Source organism: Paenibacillus sp. RC67 (assembly GCF_030020805.1).
Lineage (GTDB): Bacteria > Bacillota > Bacilli > Paenibacillales > NBRC-103111 > Paenibacillus_S.
Map to the genome: position 1 here is coordinate 844,823 of NZ_CP125098.1, position 25,171 is coordinate 869,993.

General features: G+C 48.2%; 20 protein-coding genes. 15 read left to right on the forward strand and 5 right to left on the reverse strand.

Annotated elements, in window-relative coordinates:
• Nucleotides 1-7: 7 nt before the first annotated feature.
• The 9 genes from QMA13_RS03915 (at nt 8) to QMA13_RS03955 (ending at nt 10,187) form a co-directional block, all read left to right on the forward strand.
• A complete protein-coding gene (locus QMA13_RS03915; protein WP_282939641.1) occupies nt 8-931 on the forward strand; it encodes an NAD(P)/FAD-dependent oxidoreductase in 924 nt (307 codons plus the stop codon).
• A gap of 41 nt (nt 932-972) precedes the next feature.
• Nucleotides 973-1,215, forward strand: a complete 243-nt coding sequence (locus QMA13_RS03920) for a glutaredoxin family protein (RefSeq protein ID WP_282939642.1) — start codon at nt 973-975, stop codon at nt 1,213-1,215.
• A 63-nt stretch (nt 1,216-1,278) separates the two neighbouring features.
• Nucleotides 1,279-1,845 carry a peroxiredoxin gene (locus QMA13_RS03925; RefSeq protein WP_282939644.1) on the forward strand — a complete coding sequence of 189 codons (567 nt, stop codon included), beginning with the start codon at nt 1,279-1,281 and terminating at the stop codon, nt 1,843-1,845.
• A gap of 489 nt (nt 1,846-2,334) precedes the next feature.
• The gene (locus QMA13_RS03930) at nt 2,335-3,129 is read left to right on the forward strand and encodes a (2Fe-2S)-binding protein (protein ID WP_282939646.1); all 795 of its coding nucleotides are present in this window, start codon (nt 2,335-2,337) and stop codon (nt 3,127-3,129) included.
• 323 nt (nt 3,130-3,452) lie between these two features.
• Complete coding sequence (locus QMA13_RS03935; RefSeq protein WP_282939647.1) at nt 3,453-4,784, forward strand: ABC transporter substrate-binding protein; 1,332 nt, start codon at nt 3,453-3,455, stop codon at nt 4,782-4,784.
• Between the two features lie 286 nt (nt 4,785-5,070).
• On the forward strand, nt 5,071-6,009 hold the full coding sequence (locus tag QMA13_RS03940; protein ID WP_282939649.1) for a carbohydrate ABC transporter permease: 939 nt from the start codon (nt 5,071-5,073) through the stop codon (nt 6,007-6,009).
• Nucleotides 6,006-6,827 carry a carbohydrate ABC transporter permease gene (locus QMA13_RS03945; protein WP_282939651.1) on the forward strand — a complete coding sequence of 274 codons (822 nt, stop codon included), beginning with the start codon at nt 6,006-6,008 and terminating at the stop codon, nt 6,825-6,827. Before QMA13_RS03940 ends, QMA13_RS03945 begins: the two co-directional genes overlap by 4 nt.
• 97 nt (nt 6,828-6,924) lie before the next feature.
• A complete protein-coding gene (locus QMA13_RS03950; RefSeq protein WP_282939652.1) occupies nt 6,925-8,682 on the forward strand; it encodes a cache domain-containing sensor histidine kinase in 1,758 nt (585 codons plus the stop codon).
• Complete coding sequence (locus QMA13_RS03955; RefSeq protein ID WP_282939653.1) at nt 8,679-10,187, forward strand: response regulator transcription factor; 1,509 nt, start codon at nt 8,679-8,681, stop codon at nt 10,185-10,187. The genes QMA13_RS03950 and QMA13_RS03955 overlap by 4 nt, the downstream gene beginning before the upstream one ends.
• A 137-nt stretch (nt 10,188-10,324) precedes the next feature.
• Here QMA13_RS03955 and QMA13_RS03960 read toward each other — a convergent pair whose 3' ends face one another.
• The 5 genes from QMA13_RS03960 to QMA13_RS03980 all read right to left on the reverse strand — a co-directional run bounded on the left by QMA13_RS03960 (nt 10,325) and on the right by QMA13_RS03980 (nt 15,177).
• Complete coding sequence (locus QMA13_RS03960; RefSeq protein ID WP_282939655.1) at nt 10,325-11,032, reverse strand: MOSC domain-containing protein; 708 nt, start codon at nt 11,030-11,032, stop codon at nt 10,325-10,327.
• 130 nt (nt 11,033-11,162) lie between these two features.
• Nucleotides 11,163-12,101, reverse strand: a complete 939-nt coding sequence (locus QMA13_RS03965) for an HD domain-containing protein (protein WP_282939657.1) — start codon at nt 12,099-12,101, stop codon at nt 11,163-11,165.
• 156 nt (nt 12,102-12,257) lie between these two features.
• Nucleotides 12,258-14,078, reverse strand: coding sequence for a hypothetical protein (locus tag QMA13_RS03970; protein ID WP_282939658.1), 1,821 nt, complete (start codon nt 14,076-14,078; stop codon nt 12,258-12,260).
• A 15-nt stretch (nt 14,079-14,093) separates the two neighbouring features.
• Nucleotides 14,094-15,032 (reverse strand): hypothetical protein, encoded by a 939-nt coding sequence (locus tag QMA13_RS03975; protein ID WP_282939660.1) that lies wholly within the window; start codon nt 15,030-15,032, stop codon nt 14,094-14,096.
• Nucleotides 15,025-15,177: a hypothetical protein gene (locus QMA13_RS03980; protein WP_282939661.1), complete on the reverse strand. Its 153-nt coding sequence runs from the start codon at nt 15,175-15,177 to the stop codon at nt 15,025-15,027. The genes QMA13_RS03975 and QMA13_RS03980 overlap by 8 nt, the downstream gene beginning before the upstream one ends.
• Nucleotides 15,178-15,424: 247 nt before the next feature.
• On the opposite strand from QMA13_RS03980, the gene QMA13_RS03985 reads away from it, so the two are divergent.
• From QMA13_RS03985 to QMA13_RS04010, 6 genes are all read left to right on the forward strand, one after another.
• Nucleotides 15,425-17,191 (forward strand): vWA domain-containing protein, encoded by a 1,767-nt coding sequence (locus tag QMA13_RS03985; RefSeq protein WP_481858130.1) that lies wholly within the window; start codon nt 15,425-15,427, stop codon nt 17,189-17,191.
• Between the two features lie 22 nt (nt 17,192-17,213).
• Entirely contained in the window at nt 17,214-20,603 is a 3,390-nt protein-coding gene (locus tag QMA13_RS03990; protein ID WP_282939662.1) for a tubulin-like doman-containing protein, read from the forward strand.
• Between the two features lie 64 nt (nt 20,604-20,667).
• Complete coding sequence (locus QMA13_RS03995) at nt 20,668-21,003, forward strand: hypothetical protein (protein WP_282939664.1); 336 nt, start codon at nt 20,668-20,670, stop codon at nt 21,001-21,003.
• A gap of 17 nt (nt 21,004-21,020) precedes the next feature.
• The gene (locus tag QMA13_RS04000) at nt 21,021-23,033 is read left to right on the forward strand and encodes a hypothetical protein (RefSeq protein ID WP_282939665.1); all 2,013 of its coding nucleotides are present in this window, start codon (nt 21,021-21,023) and stop codon (nt 23,031-23,033) included.
• Between the two features lie 32 nt (nt 23,034-23,065).
• On the forward strand, nt 23,066-24,358 hold the full coding sequence (locus QMA13_RS04005; protein WP_282939666.1) for a VWA domain-containing protein: 1,293 nt from the start codon (nt 23,066-23,068) through the stop codon (nt 24,356-24,358).
• 97 nt (nt 24,359-24,455) lie between these two features.
• Complete coding sequence (locus QMA13_RS04010; protein WP_282939667.1) at nt 24,456-25,100, forward strand: hypothetical protein; 645 nt, start codon at nt 24,456-24,458, stop codon at nt 25,098-25,100.
• The last annotated feature ends 71 nt before the right edge of the window (nt 25,101-25,171 follow it).

Consider the following 25,171-nt stretch of genomic DNA (forward strand, 5'->3'; position numbering starts at 1 on the left):
TGATTGGATGTACGATGTCATTATTATCGGCGGTGGGCCAGCAGGCGCTTCGGCAGCTTTGTACACAGCGAGGGGGCACTTATCTACCTTGGTGCTGGACAAAGCTCCTAACACCGGTGCATTGGCTCTGACTCACAAAATAGCTAACTACCCCGGCGTTACAGAAGCGCTCAGCGGCAAGGAGCTGTTGGATCGCATTCGTGACCAGGCTCGAAGCTTCGGAGCTGAGTTCAAGCAGACGACCCTAACGGCGGTTGATCTGGAAGGGGAGTCGAAGTATGTGTTCACGGCAGACGGCATGTTTGAAGCGAAGGCCGTTATCGTGGCAACCGGCTCCAAAGGCCGTAACCGGATGCTTCCTGGTGAAGAAAAACTTCTAGGACGTGGCGTAAGCACCTGCGCCACTTGCGACGGAGCCTTCTTCGAAGGCAAGGAAATTGCCGTCATCGGCGACTCGGAGGAAGCTCTGGATGAAGTACTGGCTCTGAATAAAATGGTCTCAAAGATTCATTTTATAGTACCCCGCAACGAGCTGCAGGGGGCGGAGACGATACCTCAGTTGGACAATACTGAGGTGTATTTTAGGACAAGACCTTTGGAAATTGTCGGTGAACAAAATGTAGAGGGACTTCGTGTGAAATCCTCTTCTGGTGAAGAGCAGATGCTCACGGTAGATGGCGTCTTCGTCTTTCTGTCAGGCAGCCAGCCGGGAACCGATTTTTTGCAGGATCAGGTTCCGCTTGACGAGAACGGCTTCATGATACTGGACGAATACATGCAGTCCCCTGTTGCCGGAGTGTTTGGAGCGGGAGAGGTTCGTCGCTCACCGGTTAAGCAAGCGGTAGTCGCCGCGGCTGACGGAGCTATCGCCGCCATGGCGGTCGACAAGTTCATTCATCGCAGAGCACAGTTAATTCCGCAGTACAAATAAAAATACAAAAATACTTATACAATCCCAAGGAGGAATGAAGTATGTCCACTACAACAACACCGGTTATCGTTTATTCCAGCACAACCTGCACGTATTGCAGCCAGCTCAAGAAATATTTAACGGAACAAAATATCGCATTTGAAGAACGCAATATTGACCATAGCGAAGCTTTCCGCGACGAGCTGGAAGCGATGGGGATGAGCTCGATTCCAGTAACAGTGATCGGGGAGACCAAAATTCTCGGCCTGAATCCAACTCGTATAAAAAAAGCTTTGGCTCAGTAATCCACTTCATTTCTCAGACTTTTATAATCTAAATCAATTAAAACCCATTAGGAGGAAATCAATATGACAACAACTACAGCTGCAGCAACAGAAACGGTTAAAATCGGATTGAAAGCACCATCGTTCAACCTCCCTTCTACAATTAACTTAGAGACGTTGGAGGAGAACGTAGCATTGGAAAACTACCGCGGTCGCTGGCTCATGGTCTTCTTCTGGCCGTTTGACTTCACTTACGTATGTCCGACAGAAATTATTGCTTTCAGTGATCATTACGACAAGTTTCAGGAGCTGGATTGCGATGTAATAGGGATCTCCGTTGATAGCATTTACACGCACCGGGCTTGGATCAATACTCCGCGTGATCAACAAGGTATAGGACCGATCCGTTATCCGATGGCCTCGGATTTCAAGAAGGAGACAGCGAAAGCTTACGGCATTCTGGATGATGCTACTGGCGCGGCTCATCGCGGCTTATTCATCATCGATCCCGAAGGTATCCTTCGCTACCAGGTCGTAACCGACATGAACGTAGGCAGAAGCGTCGATGAAACGCTGCGCATTCTAGAAGCGCTGCAGTCCGGAGGATTGTGCCCTGCAAACTGGAAAAAAGGAGAGAAAACGCTCGGATAACAGGAGCGGAAAGTATCTCTATATAGTTTGGATGTGCAAGATGGCTCGCTAAAGCGTGTCATCTTTTTCACGTTTAGCGCTGCACAACAGTGCAAAAGGCAGTGCAGTGGCTGAATGAGTCTCGTAACGCTGAAAAACCGCGTTACAGAAGCCGTTTGACAGCGTGCGCCACAGAAACAGCTATGTTAGCGCTGCATAACAGCGCCCTACTGTTTTTTCATAGCTAATGCTGTGAGGAATTAAACCACGAAAGAGGCTCATATATCACCGTTGGTGTTCTGAATAGAAAGTGTGTAATAGTTCACCATTACTTGCGTTGACTAGCTTTATGGTTTCATGTATTTTTATGGAAGAGTAACAATTCCGCATAAATTGACAGGTTAAGTAGGCTTGGTTATTATGAAAATGAGAATCGTTTTCAAGTGTTGGCATAACATCATTCATCAAACTGCTTGTCAGGGGTTCATATAGGAAGGGGCTTTAGAGTAAGTGGATACAGCGTATTACGAAAATCAGTTTTTTGTGGTCTTGGAGGATCAACCCGGTACGCTGTTCGGCGCATCACTCTCCTGCCTGGTCGGAAAACAAGGCGCGGAAGCGTTCATTCATACCTATGCCCCACTTCTTAAGGCGTTGGAGCCCGATGTGGCGGCAACGTATTTTGCGAGCTGGTTTGGCGCGGTATGTACTGCCTTCCAATATTCTCTGTGGCATGATTCGTTCATACCGGATTTTTCATTGGATAATATAGAGGTACAGATTCATGATAACGGCCGAAGAATTGCACTGGCGTTCCGTATCAAGGAGTGGCGTGGGGAAACTCTCTCCAGACTGAACCGAAGTGATCGCGTAAAAGACGCAATGACGTTATTTTACAGTCGGCAGGTGAGACCTCTGCTGGAAGGCATAGCCGCCGTCATCCCTATGAACGTTGGACTTCTTTGGTCCACCATGGTTACCCGTATGCACTATGCGAAGGACCTTTGGCAAAAGGAAGCCCGTTCCGAAGAGGAGCTCATAGGGCTAAAGCATGACTTGGACATGCTCTTTTACGCTCTGGAGCCATCGCTATTCGGGCGTTCTCGTAATCCCTTCGATATTCAGTTCCGGATGATGGAGAATCCGAAGGTACCCGGCGAACAAATGCGAATTAAACCGGTATGCTGCTTGGCATACAAAACAGACACAGAACATGGGTATTGCTATACTTGCCCTCGGTTATCTGAGAGTGAGCGGGAGGAAAAGGTTCGGCGTATTAAAATGGAAGCAGGCTTAATTAATTGACACGGAACTGTGCAAGCTACAGCTAAGAGCTAACCGAGCACGGTAAGGAGCATTTTGCCTCCTGTTGTATTTTCATATTGAGCTAAGTTCAGAACCGTCCGGCTATTTTCGTGCCAGGCGGTTTTTTTGCTGTGAGAGCCAGTTAATAAATGAGCGCTTGAATCGTAGAATTGAATCATATGTAAGCGCGTTCATCTATGATAATATCTAATTCGAACAGGAACAAAGCTATAAGGACTCTAGGAGATGACCTTCAGTTAGTCAATGCAGCAGGGGGAAGACAGATTGTACCCAAGCATCGAAACGATAAGGGAGGCCAAAAAATGAACAAGAAATTGTGGAGTTCAACGATCTTAGCTTTAACATGTTCCATCGCCTTAGCCGGCTGCTCACAAAGACAAGGAGGAACCACGACAACTGCGGAAAAGACGGCGACGCCAGCTCCAACCGCAGATGCGGGCAAGAGCAGCTCTCCTGCAAGCAGTGGAGGGGACAAAACAAGAATTACCGTCTATTCGACCGTCAACGATAAGCCGATTCAAGAGATTTACAAGCAGATCGCTAGCGATTTTGCCAAAGAAAATGGAAAGGTCGACGTGGACTTACAATTTCCAGGTACGGAGTATGAAAATATTTTAAAGGTCAAAATGGCTGCCAACGATCTGCCCGATGTGTTCGATACGCATGGCTGGGCCATTATTCGTTACGGTAAATATTTGGCCGATCTGAAGGATCAGCCGTGGGCTTCCCAGTTGACGAATACCATCAAGGATGTCGTCACGGACAAAAGCGGCAAAGTACATGCGCTGGTGCTGAGCGAAGCCAAGGACGGATTGACGTACAACGCCGATCTCCTGAAAAAATATAACGTGGAACCGCCCAAAACATTCGATGAGCTGATGGCAGCAGCGGAAAAACTGAAAACGGAGAGCAAAGGAGAGGTCACTCCCTTCTACTTCTCAGGCATTGACGATTGGATGATCGGGCAATATTTCGATTATTTTGCGACATCCTTATTAATTAGCCCTAAGGAGAACGAAGCGCAGAACCTGCTTGATAAAAAATTCGACTGGAACAAGTGGAAGACACTGCCGGATAAATTCCTTGAGATGCAGAAAAAAGGCTACATTAACAAAGATGTGCTAACGGCCAAATATAGCGATCTTCCTCAACAGTTTGCTCAAGGTAAAGTAGCCTTTACACTTCAAGGCCCTTCTTTCGCGGATGAGGTCCATAAAATTAAAGGAGATCTGAAAATCGGATTTATGCCAGTTCCTTCGATGGTACCAGGAGACGCGCCGAACTTCTCAGGCGGTGAGCGCTATACGATGGGCGCATGGAAAGACAGTAAGCATTTGGACGAATCGAAAAAGCTGATTGCTTATTTTGCCAAACCGGAGAACATGACCAAAATTGCCAATGCCACTAAGCTCCCTCCAGGTCTTAAAGGTGTTGAGGCGAAGCATGAATTCACGGAGTACTATAACAAGTACGCGGATATTCGGGTATTCCCATACTTCGACCGCGTATATTTGCCCAACGGAATGTGGGACGTCATGTGTAAGACAGGTACGTCTTTACTGGCCGGTAACGTCGATGCGAAGCAGTATTCCGATAAAATGAAGCAGGAAGTCGAGCGGCTTAGTAATAAATAAAAAAGCTATCGGAGGGGTGTTCATCTCCTAGGCTATCGAGAGACTTGTTTTTCGAGAAATTTGCTATATGGGTAGGTGGGGTATGCCCTGGAAGAGTGTTAACGTCCGCCTTTGAAATCCGTGAATATACCGCTAATTCTAATCAAATTCACGGGTTTCAACAGCGGCTGGAGGGGCATATCCCACCGAAGTATACTAGCAATATTTCAAGTATTTTATACGTTTCTCATCCAACCAGGAGGGGCATCTTGCCCCTCCGATGCTATAAGGGAAGGAGGAAGCCGCAATGGCCCAAACGCCTACCGAGGCGAGCCTTCATACGAAGCCAGTTAACCGGAACGAACGATGGAGCAAGTTCATCCACTCGCCGGCATGGCTGAATTTGCTGTACGCTCCGGCGCTGCTGTTGTTTTGCTTGTTTATTTTTTATCCATTTCTTAAAGGCATTTCGATTTCGATGACCAATTGGAATGGATATTCACAGGAATACAAGTGGATCGGCTTTAGCAACTATAAAAGGATGCTGACGGACCCGGATATTAGCAACGTTATTAAAAACACTTTGATCTACGGGCTTGGCAGCGCCTTGTTTCAAAACATTATTGGCCTTGCCTACGCGCTTTTTCTGAATCGAAATATTCGTATTAGAGGACTGACAAGAACGATTATTTATTTACCGGCGATCATCAGTCCGCTGATTATGGGGTATATCTGGTATTTTTTCTTTCAGTATAACGGCGGAGCGATTAACGATATTTTATTGCTGTTTCAAGATAAGCCAGTCAATTTATTAGGTAGCCCCAAAATCAATGTGTGGATTATAACCTTCGTCAATACATACCAGTACCTGGGGATTGCGATGATTATCTTTTTGGCGGGTCTGCAAATTATTCCTAAAGACTACTATGAAGCAGCTACTATCGACGGTGCGGGCTCTTTGGCCAAATTTACCCATGTCACTTGGCCGCTGCTGGCTCCTTCATTTACGGTCAGCGTCGTGTTGAACGTCATCGGTGGACTGAAGCTGTTTGATGTGGTCACCGCCATGACGAATAGCGGCCCCGGCTATGCCTCTGCTTCTCTATCGACGTTGATGTACCAGCTTTATTTTGGCCGGGAGGATGCCGGGTACGCCGCGTCTATCGGGAATCTGATGTTTGTGATGATCTCTATTGTAAGTATTACTGTGCTGTATTACTTGCGGAAAAGAGAGGTGAGCGCGTGAGCAGATCATCTGTCCGTTGGGGGGCTGAAGCGGTATCCTGGCTCCTTTGTTTGATTCACATTCTCCCTTTTTATATTTTGATAACGACCTCATTTAAAGCGCTGGATGACCCCAGCTCCAAATGGATTATGCCGGGTTACTTGTATTTCGATAATTTTATTAATGCTTGGCGTGAAGCGAATTTGGGGCGGGCCTTTATGAACAATGTCACCGTGACGGCTTTTGCGCTGGCGGGCATTGTTATATTGGGTTCTATTGCTTCCTATCCATTGGCACGCTATCAGACGACATGGAATAAATTCATCTACTTTGTGTTCATATCGGCACTGATTGTTCCTCCTTTGACCATTCTAGTACCGTTGTATAAGCTGATGGTCGATATTGGAGGGATGAACCGGTTTTGGGGCATTATTTTGCTGCAAATTACGTTCAGTCTTCCGATCACAATCTTCTTGTATACAGGGTTTATCGGGACGATTCCCAAGGAGCTGGACGAAGCCGCGATGATCGACGGTGCAGGAAGACTCGGACTATTCTATAAGGTGCTGCTGCCTCTACTCAAGCCTGTGACGGCAACCGTGCTTATATTGACTGGCGTTACGATTTGGAGCGATTACCAGTTCTCTGTCTTTTTTCTGCAGCAGCCGATTACTCGTACGATTACTGTCGCGCTGTCGAGCTTTTTTGGACAATACAACAATAATATAGGGTGGGTTGCGGCAGGATCGTTCATGGCGGCGATACCGATTACGGTGCTATATTTATTTTTGCAAAAATATTTTATACAAGGACTATCCTCCGGCGCTGTAAAAGGCTGAAACGGTTTAATAATGCTCTACATGAGGCGAACGCGTTCTCTTCCCTATGCGGATTAGCATGGTATAAAATGGAGCTATATACTATACCAAGGTCGGGATGTGGCCGTTTGTGAAGCTGGCGTATTCGATCCGTTCCAAGCTCTCTTTATTGTTTTTGCTGACGTTGGTCGTGCCGTTGGCACTCATTGTTATTAGTGTTCCTACCTACTATGAGAAGCTGATCGCCAAACAAACGGCAACGCTGACGGAAGGCACATTAACGGCGTTAACGAACAATATTATGACCTATGTCGACGATCTGGAGCGTATGACGATTACCCCGTATCTGAATAACGATGTGATGGTCGCACTCAAATTGAAAGCAAGCCACCAATATGCCATGGCAAGCGACTACGCCAAGATGGAAGCGGAAAAGTCGCTGAATTTGATGCTTCCCAAGTTTTTGCGCAATGCGCGTAAAGATATTCTGGCGACAACGCTGCTGCCTTATGATGGATCCGTGTATGTTACCTCTGCTTTCGGCATGAATGAGCCGGTTCCGGACTATCCGTTCCAGCAGCAGGATTGGTACCAGGAAGCGGTGCGCAAGGATGGAGCTGTTGCCTTTATAAGCGTCCATTCCCAAGACTATTTAAATACGACCGATGTGAAGCAGGTGTTCTCGGTTGCCCGTTTAATCAAAGATCCCGATTCTAGTAAGCCTTTAGCGGTCATGATGGCTGATGCCGATACGATCGTGCTTGAGAGTATCATTAAAGATGTACCGTTCAGTGACAAAGCTATTGTAGTCATTCTCGATAACAACCGGAAGCTGCTGTACGCCAATTACTTCGTGTCTCAGGCAATGCTGGAGCAGCTTTCCAAAGGGCAGCATCAAATTAAGGGTGACGATGATGAGTATAAGGTCGTCAGCAAAACGATCAACAGCTCGAACTGGAGCATTGCGGTGCTGTTCCCTGATTCCGTTGTAAAAGCCCAGCTCAGCTGGATTTATTGGGGTGGGTTGATCCTAGCGTTAGGCGGACTGCTTATTACGCTGCTGCTGTTTTTCACCGTATCGCACTGGATTGTTACCCCGTTCAAAAAAATGGTTGTTGTTATGAAAAGGGTGCAAAGAGGAGATTTACAAAGCCGGTTTACGGTAAGCGGCAAGGACGAAATCGCTCAACTCGGCATGAGCCTCAATACGATGATTGCGCAGCTGAAGGAATTGATTGATCGTGAATATCACGCGGCATTAGGCCGGAGGGATGCGGAATACAGAGCGCTGCAATCGCAGATTCAACCCCACTTTCTATACAATACGCTCAATGGCTTCATCGGGCTGAATCGAATGGGAGAAAGACAGCTGCTGGAAAAAGCGATATTGTCCCTGAGCAGTATGCTTCGTTATATTCTTGAACGTAACGATTGGGTGAAGCTGGACGAGGAGCTGGAGTTTATTCGGAAATATTGCGAGCTTCAGCAGATGAGGTTCCAAGAGAGACTTCATTACCGAATTGAAATGGATAAAGGACTGGCCTCCGTTCAAATTCCAAAGCTCCTATTGCAGCCTATCGTGGAAAACGCTGTTATTCATGGCATGGAGTGCTTAGATCGGCCATGCTCCCTTATTGTTGCCGCTCAAAGACGATTTATGGACGAACAAGAACAACAGGCCGTACTTGAAATAACGATCTGTGATGACGGTGCAGGGTTCGAGCCGATCCAAGGCCAGGAGAGCGTTGGGTTAACAAATGTCAAGGAACGGCTGAGATTGTCTTTCGAGCAAGCGGTATTTCGGTTGGATAGTAAGGTCGGACAAGGAACGCAGGTTGTCTTTCAAATTCCGTTGAAGGGTGGGAGCGCGGGATGAATATCGTCATTGCCGATGATGAAGCCTTGGTTCGAGCGAGTCTGATCAGCATGCTGGAAGAAATGGAAGGCTCCTGGAACGTACTTGGTGAAGCTGCTAATGGAGAGGAGCTGCTTGATATTGTGGGGCGCTGCTTGCCGGACATCGCTATCGTCGATATCAAAATGCCGAGGCTGAGCGGTCTTGAGGCTATTCAAAGAGGAAAGCAACTGTCTCCCTTGACGCAGTGGATCATCTTGAGCGGGTACTCAGAGTTTTCTTTTGCTCAGCAGGCGTTGAAGCTCGGAGCATCAGAATATATGCTCAAGCCGGTAGATCCGGAGGAGCTGAGCAAAACCCTCCATCGCGTTTATGACAATAACCAGCAGTATATCGCTTTGCTGAATCAGCAATTCGAGAATATGTTATTTTCTTTATTTCACGGGCTTACCACGATTACGGCTGAGCCACAGGACAGCCTATTCCGTGGGGGAAGCTTTCAGGGAACTCTCGTCTACTTGGATTCCTCCTGGCCAGCGAGCCAACTGATTGCGCTTCAGCATGAGCTTTGCCATACTGCCCGAGGTCTTATGAACGGTTGTCTTGGCTGTGGACTGAATATCGGCGTCTTCGCACTGCCGGGCGGTGAGCTGGCATTGGTAAGTGCATGGGAGCGGGATAAAGGACCCAAGGTCCGCCAACGTGTGATCAGCTATCAGGAAGCATTCGAACGGACTTTGAAGCAGTTGAGTGGAGATGAGGCGGCTATCACGCAAATGCAAACGTCGGAATGTTCAAGCTTCAATGAGCTCTTGGATCAAATGAATCAGCTTCAGCGTTGGTCTGAGCTGCGCCCTCTCTTGGGTCTGAACCTCAAATGGCTCCAGCAGGAGCTGCGTTCTTATTCGGAACAGGAAGGAAAGCTTAAGCTCGGGAAGCTCCTGATCTCGGCGAACCAGCTGTTTAAAAACAAGCTGTACGTGCAATTTCAACAGACCGTTGCTGAATTGGAGCAGCAGTGGCTTCGAACAAGCCTATCCTCGGATAGTCCGATTGGGCGTTCTATCATCGCATATCTGGCTTGTGTCTTCCCCCTGTGCAACGAAGGCCAGACCTTGACTACCGTAGAGGAGGGACTTCGCTCCTTAAGAGCGTTAGGCGACCGCCAGCTGCTAGGACAACCAAGCACAGAGCAGCCTGTAGACTGGGTGGAGCAGGTCATTGCCTATATTGAGAGCAGCTATATGAAGGATATTGGCATCAGTCAAATTGCTGCTGACTTGAATGTGACTCCTAACTATTTGAGCACCTTATTTCATAAAAAAACCGGATCGACCTTTATGAAATATGTTACCCGACTTAGAATACTCAAAGCCAAGGAGCTTCTGGCGGATGGCAGCATGCAGGTGCAGCAGGTTGCCGAAAGCGTTGGCTATTACAGCACGCGCCATTTCACCAAGCTGTTTACCGAAATGGTTGGAACGTATCCTTCCGACTACAGAAGAACAAAGCATGCTTCTTCATAATCGTTTACGAGAGACAAGAACCTTTAAAGCTGTAGGGACATATCCCGCTGGCGTAAAATGGAACTATTTTGTGTTTTACAGGTTTTTCGTCAATCTCATGACCGGCATTCCCTAGGATGCCGGCCATTTGGCGTGCGTTACTCTATACTGATTTTATCGCCAACACGGACTTTACCGGTTTCGACGACAGATGCGTAGACACCAAACATCGTATTTCGTTCCTGATGGATGAGTTTTAAGAGGGAGCTGTCCCTATGTAATGTTTCAGGATGAACCGTAATCATCGAGCACCGCTCGCAAAGCTCATCCGCTTGAAGCGTGACGGAGCCGATGGTCAGTTTACGCTGCAGCCAAACGGTTTCACTGAAAGGGGCTTCCTCATACAGCGTGACGAGAAAGTTCGCGCGAAATCTTCTTGGATCTAACGGATGTCCCCAGCGCTGCTCCAAAGCTTTGACGGAGGATTCCGTAATTATCAGGATACTCGATGCATCGACGGCGAGAAGCTCTTCGGAGTCGGGCGTATTGGTTTCCAATGTAACCTCTTTATTGTGCAGAGAATCGAACTGTGAGAGAAACTCATCATTCCAGCCGAATCTGCGGCCCTCAGAGTCCATGATAGCTACTTCCGGAAAATGGCTATCTGACCCGTCCCCTTCGAATCGTGCACGGTAGCTCAGCAGCTTAGGAATATCTCGGGCCGTTACGTATCGGTCCCAGCCTTCTTGACTTGGGTCAATTAGTGCATGACTCCGGTCACCGTATAAGCCGTATCGCTCGACCTGGACTTGCTGCAGACTCTCGCCCGCAAGGGATTTCACCGGATATCTATGTATTTCTTTCAATTCGCCAATTAATATCGGAATCACCTCTGCACATAAACTATTAATATGCTCAAATATTGCAATAAGCGGTATAAACTATTTACTAGCTGAATGATCTTTCGACTTTTATGAACCTTGGGAAGACAGGCTTTTAAGTACGGATTTTATAGTAATAGGTTCGGGGCAGCGCTTCCAGCTGTCTAAGAGCTTCCGAGGCATAAGAGCTGATGCTGCTTAAGGGAGCACCGTCAACCAAGGGCTGCTTGACGTATATCTTTCTAATACTTACCTGCCTGAAATCGGGGCTCGCTTCAGAACTAAGCTCAATACGATGGGGTTCAGAGAGAAGCACTTGAAGCAGCGCCTTTATCTCCGAACGAGTATCGGCATAGGCTTGAAGCAGTGATAATAGCTCCGAATCCGTCATATGGGAAATAGCTGTCTTCCTATCAGGATACTCCCTGCAATAGGAATCCACCGCACGGGACATCAAATCGTCCATCACCAAAAAGTGCGGATGCAGAAATACAAGATTGTCTTTGACTACAGCATCCAACAGATGGAGTGCAGTTTCTTCATCAGCTGCTTCAACGTTGTTGCCCTTGAAGTGAATACGGCGGACAATGTCTGCAGGATGCAGTTTATATAGACCGGCCATGTACGTGTCACGCAAAAAGCTGTCGAGATGATCAACGCCTAACCAATCCGATTTATGCGTCAAAGGAGAGTCCGTGTTCAGCAGCTTGATGATACGCTGAGGAGATAAGCCGTACTTTGTCAAAATAGCTGAAACCGGGGGTGTTCCAATGGCCTCCTCGGTCTTTTGATGATGGCTTATGCCTAGAGCATGCTCTACCGTGTGGGAGAACGGCAGATGCCCGATATCGTGCAAAATGGCTGCGGCACGCAGTTCACGGTGATCAGGGAAAAAATGCCGTATAAGCGCCCAGATCCCAATCGTATGCTCGTAACGGGAATGAGTAACCGGACTGAATAAAGCACCTGCACCGAAATGATGCAAATGCTTCAGTCTTCTTAAGGGTGCGCTTTGAAACAGCTCTGTTTCAAAGGGCTCTGGGCTAATGTTCATTTGGTACAGCGGCTCCCAAAGATGATCGTTCCAAAACGTTTGTTGAACGGGTATGAAAGTCAAGACCATTTGCACCCCATATTCCATTTATTGTTAAAAGAGTTATATTATAATGGGAATCGGGTGGTTTGTAAATGGCCTCTACTTGTGTGGGATTCAAGGGCGCGTATCGGTACGCCCGCTGGCGCCGGTTTTGTTATCCGTCGTCTGGGCTGGCTCGCTTGAAGATAGTGCAGCTACTGAGATTTTATAAGCCGTAGCCGTCTGGGAAGCACCTACGCTGACTCTGCTCTTATCCACGTAGGTGCCTGTTATCGTGGCCGGTCCCGGCCTGAACTTCATGCTGCCGGTCAACAGCACATAGTCGTTATTAAGCAGGACGACGGCCGTATCACCGTCAACGGACATGATCGTGCATGGGAAGCGAACGACGGTACCTGTTTTTTGCTTAGGCAGATCAGTAAGCGTTATATCGGTCACATCCGTCTTCATTTTGGATACTACGTATTGGCCGTCCTTGTATTCGTAGTAGGTCTTCTGTCCGGAAGGCTCTCCGGCGACATTGTCTACTGCTAGGATACCCGGCCGTTCCTGGGTGAGTCCGTCAGCTTCAATGTCAAGCAGCTTGTGCAGGTCAGCTGACTGGGCCTCATAAACGATAAATCTTGCTTTTCGCTGCTTGCTTTCCGCTTCAATCAGCAGAGTAGGAAGTCCTCGCATCGTGAACTCATCGGTCAAAGTGATCGTTTTGATGTTCAGTTTTCCGTCAATGGCTGTGGCCGATTGATTTATTTTTTGATCGGGCATGAGACGTGCCAGTACGAGGGACTGATTGTCTGCAATGCCTGCCGCTGCTAGCTGAGAGCCCCATAGCCCTTTGGCACTTACGACGTTCGTGAGCTTAACGTTAGCGTCAGTCGCTTTATGAAGAAGCTGTGAAGGATCGGCTTGAAGCCAGCGCGTCTCGGTATCGCGAATCTCCTTGCTTGTATCCTTGTAGCTGTTCAGTACGGTGTACAGCTCTATGGCCTCTGCAAATTTTTTGCTGGATGTCAGCTGCTCGGCTCTCGTGAACTGACCTTTCATAGAGCTTTGGACGTAGGTGCTGATCTTGGTGCGGGAATCGGCCAGCTCCTTAACATTGAGCACCTTTTGAGAGTTCTCGATAAAGGTTTTAATATCGTTTTTCTTCAGTAAGGCAGCAAGTGAATTTTGCACATTCGTTTCTATAATGGGGGCAAGCCACTCTGCCTGGATGCTGTTAGCCGTATAAAATTTACGGATGCGCGCCGCTTCGTCAACGGCTTCTCCGAACGATTTTTTCTGAAATACCGACTCCACTCGGGCTTGATCGTAAGCCTTTAATCGTGTGGCGAGACTCTGTTTTTTTGTTTTTTCATCCTTATAGTAGACTGCCGGAATTTGCGCCAAATAAGCGATTGCATTGTCATTGTCGAATGCTTTCTTTGAAGCAGTGGTTTCCAGGCTTTTCAACAAGCCGTCTTTGACATTGGTAAAAGCGTCTGCAAGCTGCTTCTCCACTTGGTACGAGGCCTCGGCGTCGGAGAACCGCTTTTGTGCCGTCTCGTCCTGGGAGGAGTAGTCCGCCTTGACGCTTTGAAATGAATCGTAAGCCCGAAGTAAAGTCGGGACGTCATTGACTTGAACGGCTGCTTTAATATCCGAGACGATGGCAATCAGTCCCCGCTTGAGCTCTGTAGCCGGGCGAAGCTCATCCAGAGCGGCATCAATCTCATGATTTTTATAGCTGATCATCGTATTGGAACGGGCTTTTTGATACAGCGCTTCTGCTTCGAGCTCATGGCCTGCAGCCTGCTCCTTGGACGCCTGAGCATACAGATCCATTTTCATCCAGCTGGCATAGCTCTTGAAGCCGGCTAAGCAGAGCATGATAACGAGCAGCAAGGAGGCAGCACACAGGTAACGTATGGAACGGTGATACATAGAATGTGACATGGCCAGCGGTCCTCCTTACCCTAGAACTTGAAACTCGGGGTCCGAGTCATATTTCCGCTTGATGGTTTCTTTTGTTTTATTATACAGCTCCGGGGCTTCATTCTGACTATTTTGAATTAAACGGGAAAGACGGAGCACACGGTCCCGCGGAAGCTCATCGATAAATGCTGCCACCAGCTCCTGATATTGCAGCACATAAGCTTTGACACGCAGGGCAGCTCCTGCTGCCAAGGCTAACGTCTCTCTGCCCTCTGGCAGCGCCTCGATCAGCACCCGGAATTTCCACACATAGCTAAGCGTGTCGCGCTGAATCAAATGCGAGCTTACCTTGCTGACCTCGTTCAAGTAACGGATGAACTCTTTGTCAAAGTCGTCAGGGATCAGCTCCGACAGCTCCAGCTCCATATCTCTGCGCAAAATAAAATGGTTCAGGCACATCAGCTTGAGCACCTTCACCTGATTTCCTTTTATCAGATATCCGATTTCTCTCAGCTTTTCGTATGCCAGCTTGTATTCGTCCGCCTTCAGATCATGTGCCGCATCCTCGATGTCGAGCAGCAGCCCCTCTCTAATGGAAGAGTTCTCGTTCGTCAACAGCTGATGAAGCAGCTTTTTCTCAAGGGAAACGGCGTAATGTCGGTTTAGCAGCATATAGCCTACGACCAAAAGTACGCCTCCGGCGATAGAAATCGCCATCTGAAGACCGTTTTCCGCTAAGAAAAAGGCAGCAAGGCAGATCGAGAAGACGATCATTGAATCTCTCCATGCGCCGCGGCGGCGAACTCCTCTTACCAGCTCCTGCAGCGATTGAAATTTTCCTTCCGCTCCACATTTTAGACAGCGATCTTCCCAAAGTACGGAATAGGTTCCGCAACCTTTACAATGTTTCAAACGTTCAAATGCATGGCGGGTTGCTGCGGATTTTCGGAACTGTACAGGAATTTTACTATTCATGACGCTCACCTGTACGATTTAAAGCCTGGACAAACCCCGCGTCGACAGCATCTGACGCTACTTCCCGTTGTTTGCTCGTATGAAAATAGACCCAGCGGACGGCAATAAAGACGGCGGCAAAAGCAATTCCAATAAATGTCGGCATCGTTTTCTCCTGATATCAGTTTCTCTTAGTGGAATTTTACATAGTAAAAAGTTAATATGTTAGTAGACATAATATACAGCAAGACTCCCACTTGATTCCACAACTGGTTGTCAAATGACAGCGAAACACCGCAAAGATAGTAGCGGAAGTGGTGGGAAATGGGGTTTTTAGTCTAAAGCTGTATAGCGAACCATCGAAATCGCTCGATATGTTAAGTAAACCATCTTGCTTTGGAGGAATCAACACCATGAATAATACCAAATCCATCATCCGCTTGCTTTTAGCGACAATGCTATTGTTTTTAACCTTGTCGCAAGCGGCGTTGGCTGCCGATACGAACAGCGATACGAAAATCGACGCCGTGCTATCGGTCGACGTCAGTACCTCGATGAACGAGAGCGACGTCAATAAAGTAAGCTATGAAGCGATGAAAATGTTCGTCGACATGGCATCGGTCCAAGGGGACAAAATCGGGGTGGTCGCTTATACCGATCAGGTGCTGAGAGAAAAAGCGCTGCTGAAGATGAACAGCATGCAGGATAAAAAAGATTTAAAATCGTTCATCGATCAGCTGACGAGAGGACCTTACACCGATATTGCCGTAGGCGTAAGTGAAGCGGTCAAAGTGCTGGAGTCAGGCTCGGAGCCCGGCCATGTTCCGCTCATCGTCCTGCTGACCGATGGGAACAACTCCCTAAATGCAGGCAAGACGCAGGAGCAGTCCGATAAAGTGCTGAATGATGCGGTAAAGAAGGCTAAGGACAAAGGGATTCCGATTTATACGATCGGTCTCAATGCCGACGGCCAGCTGAATAAGGATGCGCTGGAGCGCATTTCGAAGGAAACGAACGGCAAGCTGTTCGTTACGAGCACAGCGGATGATTTACCACAAATATTGAGCGAAATTTATGCGAGCCATTTGAAGCTGAAAGTGGTTCCTTTGACCGGTTTTACGGCGAATGGACAGTTCCAGGATGTAGCGGTGAAAATTCCGAATTCGAGCGTTCAAGAAGCGAACATCTCGATCATGTCGAACAAGCCTGTGGAGATCAAACTGATTAATCCTTCCGGGCAAGAACAGACCATTCCGTCCGACAAAATCATCTATTCTACATCCAATGCCTACTCGCTGCTTAAAATTTTGAACCCGGTCCAAGGGGACTGGAAGCTGCAAATTAAAGGCGTTCCAAAAGAAAAAATCAATATTAATTTAATTTATAACTACGATTTGCAGGTGTCGATGGAACTTTCGTCGTCTATATCTTATGGGCCTGGTGCGACTGTGCCGGTCAAAGCGTATTTGCAGTCCAACGGTCAGAACATTACGGACACCGAGCTGTACAAAAATGCGAAGTCGACACTGCTCGTGACCGACCTCGATACGAAGAAAACACAAGAGATTCCGCTGACGACTTCGGAGAAGGGCATTGAAGGCTCTATGAAAATCGCGGAAGCTCATGATTACGAGCTGAAGGTTAAGGTGGAGGATGCGAATTTTGTGCGGGAATCGCAGGCTGCTAAGATTTCAGCGAAAACGGGCGCTAAGATTCCATCTGACAGCAGCAGTGGAGCTGCGGAAGCTCCTAAGACGAACTGGGCCGTCACGGGTGGCTGGATAGCCGGAGTGCTAGTGCTTCTGGCTGGTGTAGCGTTCGCATACGCTGCATGGAAGAAAGCGAACAAAGGTTTCGTCGGGCAGTTGGTCATCGAGATTAAGGATGAAGATACCGGCGAACGCACGAATCCGCAGTATAAGAAGTTGAATGCGTTCAAGGGCAAATGCCAGCTTCACCAGCTGCTGCAGTTGGCTCCTGAGTTTGCGGAGACGAAGCAGATCGTACTGAAGCCGGGTGCCGGCGACAATGTAGTGCTGCTCAATGAATCGGGTTGTACCATTGAAAAAGGCGGCCGTGTATTCGACGCATCAAAGGGCAAAGAGCTCAAAAACAACGACCGCATCAAAATCACGTTACAAAACGTCAATAAGTCCATTAATCTGGAATATTTAAAATAGATCCGATACGGGAGGACATACCATGAAAGCAGTAGTCAGAGAGCATATTCAACAGCTGGATGTATCGCTTGGCGGAGGGATTATCAGCGATAAAATCCGTGTCGATACCATCGACAACCCGATGCTGATCATCGGTCTCGGGGGCACGGGGATCGATGCGCTGCTCCGTTTGAAATATCAAATCAACCGCCGGTTCAAGCTGCCAGAGGATCCTTTTACGAAGAAGAAAAAAGAAAAGCCGAATAACGTCGAGTTTCTTGCATTGGAAACGAACGAGCATGACCGCAACAAGAAGTACAAAGGGATCGGACTCGATCCTTTGACGGAATTCGTGCTGCTCTCCAATGCCGAGATCGGAAGCGTTCTGCAAAATCGCAGCGTACTGGAGGACTACATAAAGGAATGGCTGTCCCCGGAGCTGACTATCACCGATGGAATCAATGGAGCTTCAGGCGTCAGACAAGCGGGCCGTCTGCTGCTGTTCACCAAAATCGTCCAAGTCGTTCAAACGATCGAGAGAAAGATCAAGACGCTGTCGGTAGGCACGAACAAGAAGCTGATGGTGTTCTTGCTAACAGGCTTGTCGGGTGGTACCGGAAGCGGATGCTTCCTGGACATCGCATATATTGTACGCGGCATTATTGAACGCGACTTCGGATCAGCCGGCGTCGACAAGGTGAATCTGTTGGGCTATCTTTTCACACCTGATGTGAACCTTGCGAACAAAAGCTTGACCGAGCATTCGCGCGAATATATCAAGAAGAACGGCTACGCAGCGTTAAAAGAGCTGGATTACTGGATGAATGTGGACGAGCGCAGCGAGCGCTTCAAACAGCAGTACGCCAGCATTCTGAACGTTAACTCGCCTATGCCACCGTTTAATCTGGCGCATTTGATCTCCGCTACCAATCTGGAGGGCAAGCTGCTGGAAAATGCATACGACTATTGCATGAACGTGACGGCGGAGAATATTACGAACTTCATGGCGAGCGAGGATAAAAGCTCCGGCGAAGAATTCGCGATCCACGACTATATCAGCAATATCCGTACGAACATTAATCAGATGCCGAAGGCTTACGCGGCTAACTATCAATACAATATTTTGGGAGCTTCGTCGGCAGTACTGCCAATTGAAGAAATGACGACCTACTTGGCGTTCAAAGTATTTCAGCGCATGGAGAAAATGTTCGATGCAGGACCTTCCCAGGAAGAAGTGGAGAAGCTGGCTCATAAGCTCGGTATCGATCCCGATTCGATCCATCGTGAGTTCGATGAGCGAGTGCCAGAGCCGATTCCAGGCTATCAGAACAGCGAGCGTCTCAGCTACGCCAATGTGGTCAAACAGCAGACCGTGAACATTGACACGGAACTGGAGCAGAACTTCCTTTCTCGCGCACGTGAGGAATATATCAAATGCCGCAGGCAGCTTCCGGGAGAGAAGAAGGAGCTGTTCACCGAGCAGGTGACCAAAATTTTCAGAAATCCGGAGCAAGGGCCGTTTTACGTGTCGCGCATTATTTTGCAGGACAAAGGGTTCTGTTTGCTTAAGTTGATCTCTTCTTACATCGAGTCTTTGAAGGAAAGCATTTACCGCATTCCACGGGATATTGAGTCTGCTGAAGAGAGCTCAGATCAGAAGATGACCGAAGCCCGCAGCGCATTCATTTCCAAGGACAAGAAGAAGGATGCCTATATCGAAGCGAAAATTCAGGAGTACCTGCTGCACGCGGACCGCGAGCGCATGGAGCAAATGGTCGAGTTCTACGAGGATCTGTATCATTTGATCAACCAGGAAAATTCGCGCATTTATCAGGTGTTTATAGAGCTGCTGAACGAGCTGAATAAAATATTCGAGAAAAACGGCGACATCCTGACGAACGGTCAAGAAGAAGTGGATCATAAAGGAAACCGGACGTATTATTGGAACGTCGTTAGCGTGCCTGACATCGCCAAGCTGATTGGGCAGGTAACCGATGAGAAGAATGTCAACGATCTGATCCGTGATTTTACGAACGAGCTGCTAGTTAAGTCCAATCAATGGATCAAGGAACAGGAAGTAGATGTGATCAGCTCGATCTCGGAATTTTTGACCGATCACTTTGGCGATTTGATCACGAAGTCGATGGAAGAGTATTTGATCATCAAATACGGCAATGACGATTCCATCGAAAAGCTGGTGGAGCAGACCATTGCAAGCCGCTTGTATGAAGAGGCCAAGCCGGTCTTCCATTTGAGCAACAGCTCGGGCCACTTTAACTTCCCGTCGTGGGGCTTCGTTTCGGTACCGGTCAAGGCGCCGAATATTTTCAAGGGCATTCGCAATTTCCAGGATCATGCGATCGCCAACTCCCGGTTTACGATCAAGGAGAGCGAAGTGAAAAACCGGATATTCTGGCTTAACACGCAGAACGGTATCCCGCTGTTCCTGTATACGCCTTTGAAAGTGTACGAGACCAGCTACGAGAATACTATCTTAGAGCCGGAAGGCATCGGACGTCACCTTGTACAGACCGATAAAGTGAACTGGACTTACCTGCCGTCACCAATTCCGGAGAAATCCTGGGGAGATACGTACGACAACAACCGGGTAAAAAAATATAATACTGAGATTCGCCAACTGTTCGAGCAAATGGTGGTTTATCGCTGTATTCGTGAAAAAGGTCCGGACAGCGGCACGATTAATCGTTATGAGTGCGTGTTTACGAAGCCGTTTGATTTGCAGCAGCACCTTGAGTCGTACAACTTGCAGTTGAGCTCGCAAAAGCCGAACTTAGGAGAATTACAGCGCTGCGTAAGTGAGCTGAAACGCATTGTAGAGCAAGGGCTGCCAGTAGAGAGCACCAAGGATATTTTCGGCAGTGTGAACGAGGATATGGCAAAGGACAACCTGATTCGTTCTCCAGAACTATTGAAGCGCGTGAAAGAAGAATGGCGTAAAATGAACGGGATCGTGCTCAAAATTGAGGAGCTGGAAAAGCTGCTTGGCGCCCATAAGGATGAAGAGAAGCTCATGCAGCTGTTTATCGATGCGGCATATACGAACACGATCCGCAAAAAAGGTGCCTTGTTCGTCTACGATCATGACGCAGAGGAAGATCCGTGGGTGCCGTTCGTCAACCTGATGCAAAATAACAAATTCGTTGAATATGAGATTTATTCCAAAGTTCGCGGATTGGACGAGAAACAACGAAGCCTACTGCAGCGCAAAGCGGCTAAAAGAAGCCAGCAGCTGACTGCGTCGGCTGATATTAGCGAACTGCTCGAAACGCTTCGTCAGATGGCGGAGGCTTACTCGGAGGCCAAGTCGGCTCTGGATTACGATCGTGTGGAATGGGAGAACGGGGAAGACATGTACCAGTTCTATAAGCTGGTGTCCGGTAAAGTAAGCGACATGGTGAGAAGCCTGAAGTAAGAAGCTTGAGATAGCAAGCTTGTTCGCTTATGTAGAAAGCTATGAAAGGAGGGTGCAGAGGACTATGCGCGACACATTGCTAGCATTTGCAAATGAATATGACGCGGAAATGGACAGCCAGGGGAGCGACGCCGATGAGCTGCGCAGCATTAACCATCCTCTCGTCTTCCTTTTCCTTGGCGATCAGACAGAGGAGGCGCTTCGGCAAATCCGCAAGCTGAACGGAAACCAGTGGAACAACAGCGAGGGTGTCGTCTATTTGCATGTGGGGACGAAGCCTGTGGAGCCTGATGAAAATTTGTACTCCTGGGCGCTGCCCGCCCTGTCAGATGACAAAAAAAAGTTCGTACGAACACGCACGAGCAGTTTTACAGCGATGAGACGAAGCTGCTGGAGTTGAACGTGATTCTGCGCCGAATGAATAATCGCATTGGAGAATTTGGGCGGATGTACTCTAGCTTGCAGCGTTTAAATATTGCCATCGTTACGCAGCTGGATGATCCGTGCAATGTGCTGCTGCCTGAGCTGACGGTACTCGCACGTACCATTTTCGGGGAACAATTCCGATCCGTAATGATAGACCTTTATGGCCTTTTGGAGGAGAAGCAGGTGGGGGACACCTATGCTTTCTCCTCTTCGCTTGGGGTCAGCTTTTTGCGTGAAGTAGATTTGTACCAGGATAGAGGCTTCAAGTTTCATGGCATGCTTCAGGTTACAGGGGAAGGCATTCGTATGCCGGTTCAATATGGACCTGCACCGCTATTCGATATGGTCTACCTTTTGAGCAGCAAGGACGAGAGGGGCTTGTTTGCAGACAGCGGGGTGCGGGGGAGCTGCGAAATTGTTTGCAGTCTCAATCTGTTAAAAAACCGTATGGCACCCGAACAAACGGATCCGCAGCATGGAATTTATAACCATCAGCAGTTCAGACAAAATATGACGCCACCAGACGGAGACTCAAGATTCTTCGTATCGGCTGGATTTTCCAAGGTACAGCGTCCGAACCAGCCTATTGCTTTGACGGTCTTATACCATTGGTATCGAACGGTAATAGAAAGACAGCGGGAGCAAGGAAAAGTCGATCGCAAGGACTTGATCGAGCTGCTAGAGCTGGATACACAGCGAGGTGACCAGGCTATTCATTCTCTGTTGGAAGAGCCGGCAAAGGCTCTGGAGGGAATGTACGGGCTGCTCTACCACTCGATTTCACCTGGGCAATGGAAGTCGATGAGCTATCGGGAAGCGGAGATAGCTTTGTTCGGCAGCAATGCTCAAGCTTTTTTTGACACGAATGTTGCCCGTCGGGTTGAAGCAGCCTTACTGCAGCGGGACTTTGGCCGACAATTAGAACGACGGTTCCAGGAACGGGTTATCGAGAATCCATTGTACGGAGTTGTCAGCGGATATTCGTGGACATCGGAAGAGCTGGATACGAACAGCGTGATGCCTGAGCTGCGGAAGCAGATGAAAGAAACGGATGCGCTGCTCGAGCAGTGCAGATTGGACTTGGAGCTGCGGTATGAGGAACAGATTGATCCGCAGTCGGCAGAACGGGTATCGCTGTGGAACCGCCTCACCAATCAGGTTCCGTTGAAAAACGTAGTCAAGGCTGTGTTGGATGACATTTACGGTATCAAGTTGGATATGCTTTACTACCAAGCAAAGCGACAACTGCTGCAGCAGTATATTGAGAAGCTTGAAGAGCTGCATGCGCGAATGAAGCAGTACATCGAACGGCTTCAACAGCTGGAGAAGCGGCTTCGAGATGCAAGCCGCAGCAGTATTTCATATACGAGTGATTACTTGGGACGCAATATTAACGAATATTATGAGTATGTCGTGAACAAGATTACTGCCGAGCTGGAGGATCGCCGTGGGTCTCATTTTTATTGGGAGGAGCGGTGCGTGGGGAATGTCTCGCAACTTCTGATTCAAGGAGAGGAGCAGCTGCTTCAGAAGCTTATGGAGTCGGTGCGACAATATGTATTCATCCATCCGTTGTTCCAGCAATCGTTCGAAGACGAGCTGTTGCAAAGAGCGAACGTCGTGACCAGCTACGATAATCGTGCTGTGTTGTCCAAGGAGGAGCTGTTCCGCGATTTGTATGCGACCCTGGAGAGTGAGGCGGCTGTTAGGGCCGACGTATATCGTTCTACTCATCGCCATCGCTATGAGGAAAAATATATGTTTGGTGATTTTCAGAGTGAATTCATCCAATATGCATTTGCTGTGGATCGCGGCAGTAGGACGTACAAGCTCGGGTGTGTGCATGAGAAGAAAGCGAGCGGCATTGAAAAGTTGAATATTATGGGTGGTTTTCGATTGGATGATTTGATGTATTACCGGAACGGCAAGCTCTATTATGATACTTATGTGGAGAATGGCTTTCAATTTCATAGAATCAAAGAGCTTAATAAGACGCCGGAGTAACCGGCCGCAAGCTGCGGAAAGAGGGGGACAAGGTGAAACAGCGAAAATGGAATGCGCTGCTGACGTTGATGAGTCTCATCGGCGGGCTGCTGGGCTTTTTCATAGGAGAAATCATACTAAATCAATGGGAAGGCAGAGTGCATGAGACATTGCTAATAGGCCTGTACTTTGGACAGTTCGCCCTTGTCGTAGGCCTGTTCTGTCTGATTGCCGAGATGATTTCGCCTCGTTTGAACGGGAACAATTGGCGCTTGCGCTATGCCGGGGATGGATGGAAGCTTCTGGTCCCTGGAACGCTTGTCATGCTTTTTGCTGCAGGGGCATTGTTCCAGTTCATTTACGGATTTTCGATAGAGAAGAAAGATACGCCTAAGGATTATGTGCTTCTGCTGGATATGTCGGAGAGCATGAAAGAAACCGATCCCGGCAAGCAGAGCATTCAAGCTGCTCAATCTTTAATTCAACGGATGGATAGCAGCAAACGGGCGGCGCTCTTCACCTTCAATGAAGGAACTAAGCTTAATTTTCCGCTTACCAGAGTGACGGATTCAGGAGTGAAAGCTCAGCTATCCTCCAAGCTGGCGGCGATAGATGAGCCATCCGGGCAAACGGATATCGGGAAGGCATTGAATACGGTTATGGATTATTTGCATAAAGAAGGCGATCCGAAACGCAGAGTTGCGGTTATTCTTATTTCGGACGGATATAATGAGGTTAATTATTCCAAAGTGCTGGCACCTTACATACAGGAGCGGATTCGAGTTCATACCGTCGGCATTATTCCCAACGATGACAGAGGCAATGAGGTCCTTACAAGGATTTCCAATGAAACCGGAGGCACCTTCCAAAATGTTCAGCGAGCAGATCGCATTGCCGGAGCTTTCGAGCAAATCTACGATGCCGGGCAGCACCGCCATCTTCTTAACGAACGTGTAGGGGCCTCTTCGGCTGATGGCTATTATGCTGCGCTGCGCATTATCTTGATCATGCTGTTAGGAACTTTGCTCGGCTTATCGTTAGGCATCGTATTCGATAATCGTTATTTGGCGAAAAGCTTTATGATAGGTGGTATGGTAGCAGGACTGATTGCAGGCATTATACTGGAAAATGGGTTGCATGAGGCCGATTACCCTTCGGTGTATCGGGCATTTGCTGATGTGGTGCTTGCATTGATCCTTTCGCTGTCTACGATGATCGTAGCTGTTCATCAGGACGATGCTGGGAATAATGGCCTTCGCGGCGGACGAAGAGGTTTAGCTGTGCGGGAGCAAGGCAGGTTCGGTAACCGCGGTGACGATAGTAAGATAGGCAAACGATTTAGATAGCTAGCGTAGAAATACCGGAAGAAGCAAGTTTTCTCCGAAAACTTTTAGCGAATGCTTACGAAGTCAGTTTAATCTTTCAGATTAAACTTTTAGGAGGATGATAATTTTGCAGTGGGAAGAACCCAGCGATCCTTATCGAATTACGAAGGCCGCCTGTCAGCTGCAGGATGGAGAGTGCCTGCTAACCTGGCAGTGGCCTAAAGATGTCGAGTATGTATATATTTACAGCTTTCCCGACGGTGCTGAACAAGCTGTAGAGCTATTGACGACGAAGCAGTTGAAGCTGTTTACCCGTGAGGAATACAAAGCGAAATCGGGGTATCGGGAGCGGATAGACTACATCGGGCTGCGGGGATACCGGATCTTTCCATGCCGCAGGAACGACGGGAAGCTGACAGTACTCAGGCAGTTGGACGAAAGCAATAGTGTTCGAATGAGCGGGGGAAGAGCCAAAATTCGCTGCTCGGTCAAGTACGGAAGCAAGCTGTTCAGCAAGTATAAGAGTGCGCGGATTGAGTTATTCTGTGAAATTGCCGTACCCCAGGAGGCGCTCTGCTATGTAAAGAAAGAGGGCGCGAATCCGACTCATAAAGACGACGGCATCGCGTATCCGTTCATGGATGACTTCCCTGTGGGACGTAGTACACTCCCGCAAGTAGAAATAGGGAAGAACGATTATATTAAGGTATTTTTCACCGATAGCAAGAGATATAGCGAGCAGTTCGCTCTTATGTATGAGTAACTAATTCGTTATCATTTGAGGACTTTCAACGTAGTGAATCCAAAGCGGAGTGGGTGAGATCGTTCTGGAGA